This window comes from Chromobacterium sp. FG89 (assembly GCF_057808735.1).
This window is the reverse complement of record NZ_JBMDIQ010000011.1, coordinates 166,318-173,308: the sequence shown is the minus strand read 5'-3', so window position 1 is coordinate 173,308 and position 6,991 is coordinate 166,318. Positions and strand designations below refer to the sequence as shown.

Genomic DNA, 6,991 nt, shown 5'->3' with positions numbered 1-6,991 from the left:
AGTTGGTTAGAATACCGGCCTGTCACGCCGGGGGTCGCGGGTTCGAGTCCCGTCCACTCCGCCAAGCATTGCAAAAAAGCAGCCTTTAGGCTGCTTTTTTGCATTTTGCGTCGCATATTTCAAGCAAGCATTCGCATATCGCCCAACTTAGGACAAACAACTACCATTCTATTGCTTATCAGCTTGCAATGCGTCTGGGCTGCGGTGATACTTTTGGTTGACTTTCTGCATTCCATATAAAGAGATTCAACTATGCGCAATTTAATCCTGGCGGCTGGCTGCTTCGCCAGCACATTGGCCCTGGCGGGCGATCCCGCCGACAAGGCCATCTGGGAATATACGGTCAAAAACGGCGACAATCTGTGGTCGCTGGCGGCCGAGCATCTGTCGTCTCCCGCTTATGTGCCGAAGCTGCAAGCCAGAAATCGCATCGCCAACCCCTATCGGCTGATCCCCGGCAGCATCCTGCGGGTCCCCTACCCCTGGATCCGGCAGGCGCAATCCGACGCCACCCTGGAGGACATGGCCGGCGAATCCGCCGCGGCCGACGCCAAGGGCAAGCCGCTGGATCTGGCGGTGGGCAAGAAATACCCCAAAGGCACCCGCTTCACGACCGGCAACGACGCCATGATCAAATTGCGCTTCGTCGACGGCTCCTCGCTGGTGATCAACGCCAATACCGATCTGAGCCTGCAAACCCAGGTCTATTACCCCAGCACCGGGGCGATCCAGTCCCAGATCAAGCTGAACAACGGCAGCACCGGCAATTCGGTGATTCCCAACATCCTGATGCCCAGCCGCTACGAGATCCGCACCCCGTCGGCGGTCACCACCGTGCGCGGCACGGAATTCCGCGTCAACGCCGCCGGCGGCGAAGACACCTTGGCGGAAGTGCTCAAAGGCAGCGTGGAGGTCAAGGGCCGTCGCAGCAAGGTGGACGTGCCCGCCGGTTTCGGCACCTTGTCCAGCCGTAAAAGCGGGCCAAGCAAGCCGGAAGAACTGCCGCCGCCGCCGGACCTGTCCACCGTGGCGGACAATAGCCAGTTCAACCCGCCGCCGCTGGAGTGGCAGCGCGACGAACGCGCCGCCTCCTACCGCGTGACCTTGAGCGGCAAGAAGCGCCTGGCCGAGCGCCAGTTGCAGGCGCCGCGTTACTATCCGCGCCTGCCGGGCAATGGCGACTACGTGCTGCACGTCCGCGCCAAGAACCGCTCCGGCCTGGAAGGCTACGACAGCACGCGCAGCTTCAAGCTGCAAGCCTACCCGCTGCCGCCGCTGTTGTTCACCCATGCGGACGGCGTCCAGCTGCGCGGCAAATCCCTGACCTTGCGGGTGGACGCCAGCGCGGAACGCCCGCTGCGGCTGCAGATTTCGCGTCAGCCGGATTTCGCCCAGCCGCTGCTGGAACAGAGCGTGGCCGAGGCCGAGTTCAAAACCGAGTTGCCGGAATCCGGCATCTGGTACTGGAGGCTGGCGCGGCTGGACGCGCAAGGCCGGCCGGGCCCTTTCTCCGCCGCGCAAAAAGTGGAGACCAAGGGCTGGCTCAGCCGCCTGGACAAAACCACCCCGGTGCTGGCGGCCCGCCCCTATCCCGTCGCCCGCGCGCGCTACACCCTGACGCTGACCGCGGCCCAGGCCGCCAACGCGCAGCCGTTCTCGCTGAGCAGCGATAAGCCGCAATGGGAGCTGAAGGCGCTGGAAGCCTTGCCGGCCGGGCAATACAAGGCAAGCGTCAAGATCGAGGGAGAACACGGCTACTTGGCGACGGAAGAGCAAGAAATGCTCACTCTTCCCGGAAAACTTCCCTAGAATGGCAACATGCTAACTTACTATCGCGACAAGATTCTGCGCTTGTTGCCTTTTTTGCTGGCCTTGCTGGCGGCTCTGCTGACCCTCTCCGGCCTGTTGCTGCGGCTGGACTTCTGGCTGTACGACGGGCTGATCCGGATCAAGTCCAACCATAACCAGACCAGCGACATCGTCGTCGTCGCGGTGGACGAGCGCAGCCTGTCGGAGCTGGGCCGCTGGCCCTGGCCGCGCGAATTCCACGCCCAGCTGGTGGACAAGCTGGCGCAGGCCAAGGCCGTGGGCCTGGACATCGTGTTGGCCGAGCCCTCGCACAATATGCCGGAGTCGGATCAGGCGCTGGCGGACGCCATCCGCCGCAACGGCAAAGTCATCAGTCCGGTGTTTCCGGAAATGCAGGACAACCGCCTGACCGAGACCCGGCCCCTGCCCGCCATCGCCACCGCCAGCGCCGGTCTGGGGCACACCGACTACGAATTGGACAGCGACGGCGTGATCCGCCGCGTCTATCTGAAAGCGGGCCTGGGCTCGCCCCACCACCCCAATTTCGCGCAGGCGGTGCTGGATCTGGCCAATGGCCAGCGCCAGTCCGAACAGCAGAAAATGGCGATGCCGCACGGCAAGCCGGGCAGCTGGCTGCGCGAAGACCCGGTGATGGTGCCCTATCTGTCCGGCCCGCCGCCGTTCCAGCAAGTGTCCTATATCGACGCGCTCAATCAACTGCCTCCCGCCTTCTTCGCCGGCAAGATCGTGCTGGTGGGCGCCACCGCCACCGGCCTGGGCGATATCCACGCCACGCCGCTGTCGGCCAACAACCGCGGCATGCCCGGCGTGGAAATCAACGCCTTCCTGCTTCATGGGCTGCAACAGGACAACACGCCGGTGCCGCTGCCGCTGGGATGGAAAGCCGTCATCAACGCGCTGGCCATCTTGCTGCTGGACCTGCTGCTCAGCCGCTACAAGCACCGCCAGGGCATTCTGCCGGCCTATCTGCTGGCCTCCTGTGGCGTGCTGGTGCTCAGCGTCCTGCTGCTGACGCTGGCCTCGGTGTTCTGGAGCGGCGTCACCACCGCCATCCTGCTATGGCTGGCCGGCAGCGTCCGCTTCGTGTCGCGGCAATCCAAGCTTTTGCTGCAGGCCAATACCGACGGCCTCACCGGGCTCTACAACCGCCGGCACTTCGACGAAATCCTGGCGCCGACGCTGGACAAGCACCGCGCCGCCGGCAAGACGCTGGCGCTGCTGATCCTGGACGTGGACAACTTCAAAGGCTACAACGACCACTACGGCCATTACGCCGGCGATCTGATCCTGCAAAGGCTGGCGCAAGAGCTGAACGCCTACTTCAGCCCCCGTCGCCACATCGTGGCGCGGCTGGGCGGCGAAGAGTTCGGCGTGCTGCTGGAAGAATGCGGGCAGGACCAGGCGGTGGCCGCGGCGGAAGGCTTCCGCGCCCGGCTGGAAGAACTGGAGCTGGCGCATTTGAAGAGCCCCTTGCGCAAAGTCACCTGCAGCATAGGCGTCGCCGCCCGGGTGCCGGAAACGGACGACAACGGCCGCACCTTCTACGAAGACGCCGACAGCGCGCTCTACATCGCCAAGCGCTCCGGCCGCAACGCGGTCAGCCCCGCCCCCGCCACCTTGACGCCTCAGCACCAGCGCTGACCCCGCGCCGACGGCCTCGCCCCGCCATGCCCGCGGCCTATGCGCCCTCCTAGAATACGTAACGGCCGGACAGGTACAACATCCTCCCCCATAAATCGGTGGCGGGGCCGGAGTAAGCGGCCGCCCCGCCGCTGAAGCCGGCCCCGGTGGCGTAACTGGGCATCCGGTTGCCCAGATTGCGTATGCCGCCGCTGACGCTGAAGCCCTTGCTCGGCTTCAGGCCGACACTGAGATCCAGCGCGGTGTAGGACCCCACCCTCTCCTTCACGTCCCCGGCATTGCGGTACAGCTGGGAGTACAGGTTCTTGAAAGACGCGTAGCTGCGCGCCGTCAGCCCCACAGAATAGCCGCCCCGGCTGTAACTCACTTCAAAGACGTTTTTCCAGCGCGGCTGCGCGCCGTAATCGGCGTACTCCAGCATCGGATCGGTCTCGGTCTGCGATTCCCGGTAGCTGAAGATGCGGCTTTGCGCGTTGCGGAACTTGAGCTTGCCGTAAGCGCCCAGCGACCAGTCGTACTGCACATCGATGTCGACACCGGAAGTCCGGGTCTTGCCGATATTCATGTACGGCGCGGAAATGTAGTCGATATCCCCCCTTACGCCGGGAAGATCGGCGGGCTTGCGCACCACGAAGCCGGGAAAACGGTCCGGATTGTCCAGCACGTATTGCGGGTCCAGCGACTGCACGGTGTTGGACACCTCGATCCGGTACCAGTCCACGGTGGCCGACAGCGCCGGAGTCGGCTGCAGCACCAGGCCCAGCGCGTAGTTCCGCGACTCCTCCGGATTCAGCCCCGCGTTGCCGCCGCTGCGCAGCTGATTGCTGGCCAAGCCGCAGCGTTCGCGGGCGATGCCGCGGTCGGCGCACTGCGCGTAGTCGTACACCGAAGTGTAGGCCTGGCGCGACGCGTACAGCTGAGGCAGCGTCGGCGCCTTGAAACCGGTGGTGACGGAGCCGCGCAGCATCGCCGGCTCCCAGGGGCGGAAGGAAAAAGCCAGCTTGGGGTTGAAGGTGTCGCCGAAATCGTTGTAGCGGTCGGCGCGCACCGCCAGCTGGACCTCCAGATTCTTCAACACCGGCAAATTGACTTCGCTGAAAGCGGACAGCACCGAGCGGCTGGCCCGCAGACTTTGCTGGACGGCGAAATTCATGATCTTGCCGGTTTGCAGCAGCGGGTCCGGCTGCGCGTCTATCGATTCATGCGACCACTGCAGACCGGCAGCGAAGCCGGCGGGGCCGGCCGGCAGCCTGAACCACTCATCATTGCTGGCCTTGAATTCAAACGCCGACAAACGCGACGAGGACGTGTTGGCGATGGTGGCCAGATACGGCCGCAGCGCGGCGGCGTCGTTCTGCTGCGAAAACGGGTTATAGAGCGGCCCGCCGTCGGCGCCGTTCCGCAACATGGCGAGGAAAGCGTCGTTCAACACCACATTGTTCTGCCTCGCCTCCACCTTGTTCAAACCCAGGTTCAGCGAGCTCTCCAGATCCCAGTCGCGCCACAAGGCGCGTCCGCCCAGCACCGCGCGATACGTGTCGCTGGTGATCTCGTTGAGCCGCCGGCCGTTCTCCGACAGATTGCGGGTGATTTGCAGATTGTCGGTGGGTTTGAAGTCCGGATACACCGACGCCAGGCCGCCGTCCCGCGGATAAATCGCCCAATTGGGCGACACAATGGTCTGCACAAAGGAATAAGCGCCGTCCAGCGGCGTCTCGGTGCGGTTCAGTCCCAGTTCGGCGAAGAACTCCGCGTCGCCGCTCAAACGCCGGGTGTAATGGGCCATCAAGCCGTAACGACTGGTGCGCGGCGCCAACTGAGCGCCCATCTCATCCACGTCGGACACGCACAGCGCGGCTCCGCTGGGCCGGGTGGTCAGCCGCCACGGCGGGCAGCCGGGCAAGGGCTTGGCCAGCGCGTTGCTTCTGTCGGCGTTGGGCGTGCGGTCGTTCCAATAGCCCCATTGCGCGCCGCTGCGCAGATCCGGCCCGCCCTGAAAACGGTAATCGTTGCTGCGGGTGGCGTCGTGGTTGCGGCTAAACACCGGCTCGCGGTGGTAAACGTCGAAAGACAGCAGCAGGTTCTGGCCGTCCTGTTCCAAATCCCCGAAGCCGCCGCTCAGATTCAGCCCCTGCTCGATGCCGTCTCCATCCAGATTGCCGCCGCCGCGCAGCGCCGCCTCGGCGCCCCGAAAGTTGCGCCGGGTCTTGAAGTTGATCACGCCGGCCACCGCGTCGGAGCCGTAAATGGCCGATGCGCCGTCCCGCAGAATCTCCACCGATTCAATCACCGACAGCGGCAAGGTGTTCAGATCGACAAAGGCGTCGGTGCCGCTGATGAACATCGCGTAATTGGGCAAGCGACGGCCGTTCAGCAAGGCCAGCACGTACTTGGAGCTCATGCCGCGCAGGCCGGCGGTGGCTGCGCCGGCGGCAAAGCTGTTGGAGTTGGTGCCGGCCAGCAGGCTGCCCACCGACGGCAGCCGGTCCAGCAACTGGATCACGGTGGACGCGCCGGTCTTGTCGATATCCTCTTTCTTGATCACCTCCACCGCCAAAGCCTTTTCCTTGCCGATGCGCTTGATATTGGAGCCGGTCACCGTCACCCGCTCCAGCGGGACGGCCTCCTCCGCCCAAGCGCCCATGCCCAAGCCCATGCCCGCCGCGGCAACCGCCAGATAGCTGCGTTTCATCTCCTTACCCCCTTGTAGTGCGCTCGCCGGTCGCGGCGCGCGCCCCTAAGCTGCCGCAGCGGGCGCTACAAAGAGATTGGCGGTAGTCGCCGGCCCCCTCCCCAAGGCCGGAAAACCACACATCCATTTAAAATCAACATCTTAAATAAATTTCAGCTGTGGCGATAAAAGCACAGGCGCGCCTGCCCGCCGCGCGGTTTCCGATGCCGTCATTATTATTTACATCTTAAGCATGCAATAAGATCATGACCCAAAGAAAAAGGCCGCCCAAGGCGGCCTTCGCTGCGCGGCAATCCGGCGTCAGGCGGACTTGCGCGCCATCAACCAGCCGGCGAAGCCGATCACGCCGACGAAGAAGACCGCCACCCAGAACGGCATCGCCATTCCCAGGAAGGTCCACTCCACGGTGGCGCACTCGCCGCTGCCTTTGAACACCTTGGAAATCACCTCCGTCAACGGCGAGGACTCCATCAGGAACTCCAGGCCGGGACCGCAGGCCGGAACCTGGTCCGCCGGCAGATGTTGCAGCCACAATTGGCGCAGCGACACCGACAGGCCCGCCAAGGCGGCCAGAATCGTCAAACCGCCCCAGGCCCTGGCGCCGCAACGGCCTGGATTGACCAGCGCCGCCAGCAAGGCGATCACGCCCGCGGCGATCACGCCGATGCGCTGGAAAATGCACAGCGGGCACGGCTCCAGGCCCAGCTGGTATTGCGCGAACAATGCAAAACCCATCGCGCCGGCGCAGGCGGCGGCGATCAGCAGAAAACCTTGTCGGTTGCTCAAGCCCATATCTTCCTCAATGTTTGGCGGTATTACGTCATGGCG

4 protein-coding genes are annotated in these 6,991 nt (G+C 64.3%); 2 read left to right on the top strand and 2 right to left on the bottom strand.

Annotation, left to right across the window (positions count from 1 at the left end; translation table 11 throughout):
* Nucleotides 1-252 precede the first annotated feature (252 nt).
* Entirely contained in the window at nt 253-1,809 is a 1,557-nt protein-coding gene (locus tag ACODRW_RS13165; protein WP_253314152.1) for a FecR family protein, read from the top strand.
* A gap of 9 nt (nt 1,810-1,818) precedes the next feature.
* Entirely contained in the window at nt 1,819-3,471 is a 1,653-nt protein-coding gene (locus ACODRW_RS13160; RefSeq protein WP_488905916.1) for a CHASE2 domain-containing protein, read from the top strand.
* A gap of 49 nt (nt 3,472-3,520) precedes the next feature.
* Here ACODRW_RS13160 and ACODRW_RS13155 read toward each other — a convergent pair whose 3' ends face one another.
* On the bottom strand, nt 3,521-6,163 hold the full coding sequence (locus ACODRW_RS13155) for a TonB-dependent receptor plug domain-containing protein (protein ID WP_488905915.1): 2,643 nt from the start codon (nt 6,161-6,163) through the stop codon (nt 3,521-3,523).
* 300 nt (nt 6,164-6,463) lie between these two features.
* A complete protein-coding gene (locus ACODRW_RS13150) occupies nt 6,464-6,955 on the bottom strand; it encodes a disulfide bond formation protein B (protein WP_107799692.1) in 492 nt (163 codons plus the stop codon).
* Nucleotides 6,956-6,991 lie beyond the last annotated feature (36 nt).

Coding starts and splice junctions, on each gene's coding strand:
- ACODRW_RS13165 (WP_253314152.1), top strand. CDS start 253: ATGCGCAATTTAATCCTGGCGGCTGGCTGCTTCGCCAGCACATTGGCC.
- ACODRW_RS13160 (WP_488905916.1), top strand. CDS start 1,819: ATGCTAACTTACTATCGCGACAAGATTCTGCGCTTGTTGCCTTTTTTG.
- ACODRW_RS13155 (WP_488905915.1), bottom strand. CDS start 6,163: ATGAAACGCAGCTATCTGGCGGTTGCCGCGGCGGGCATGGGCTTGGGC.
- ACODRW_RS13150 (WP_107799692.1), bottom strand. CDS start 6,955: ATGGGCTTGAGCAACCGACAAGGTTTTCTGCTGATCGCCGCCGCCTGC.